A 798-nucleotide genomic window follows, 5' to 3' on the forward strand; every position below is an offset into this window, starting at 1 on the left:
ACCGCCATTCTTTCGCGTATCCCCATAAATATTGTAGACAGGTTTATCGCCATCTTCGGAGGGTACGGCGTCTCGTTGCTGTACAGAAAATGGATTGTTTCCCCGAATACCTCACACAAAGAACACTAAGGTAGAGAAGGACACGAAGAGGAATCAGAGGTTTTTGTACGTTATCTTATCGTGAAGCTCACGCATAACCCTCGGACAAAAACACTCTCTTTTCTTCCTTCGTGTGCTTCTCTTACTTTGTGCCCTTTGTGAGAACTCTTCGGGAACAAATATTTACTTGCGAGCGAACAACTTCCCCATAATCGCCGCTATCGTCTGTTGGCAGATTATGCTCATTAACGTCGGTAGCACGGCGGCTTCGGGGAAAAAGGTAACCGCTATGGTCATAATCGCGCTGTTGTTTTTAAGTCCGCCGGAAATAATCAGCGTAATATCCTTTGGGTCGCGGCATCTTGCGATAACGGTGATAAGTTTTATAAGAAGGAAACCGGCGGACGTGAGTATAATTACCAAAAGCCCTACTTGCCACACGAGCGGATTTGTCAGTTTGATGGTCGGCGCGACAATCGCGGCGTTAGACGCCAGTACAAGCATAAGGCATATTTTGGCGAAAGGGTCGAAGTAAGGGCTTATGGCCGCGGGTATCTTTCCCTTGCTGGTTTCGTTTACCGTAACGCCGATAATCGTCGGTATTACCACCATGAACAAAAGCGAGAGCGCGATGCCGCTCATGTCCATCGTCGTTTTCGCGCCCATCAACAGCGAAATGGTTCCGGGAACGACAATGGG

General features: G+C 48.2%; 1 protein-coding gene. It reads right to left on the bottom strand.

Annotated elements, in window-relative coordinates; genetic code table 11:
- Positions 1–282: 282 nt before the first annotated feature.
- A partial coding sequence (locus ACYVTD_RS14250) for a hypothetical protein (protein ID WP_461248383.1) occupies positions 283–798 on the bottom strand: 516 nt, incomplete at its 5' end.

It is taken from the genome of Treponema sp. R6D11, assembly GCF_054786075.1.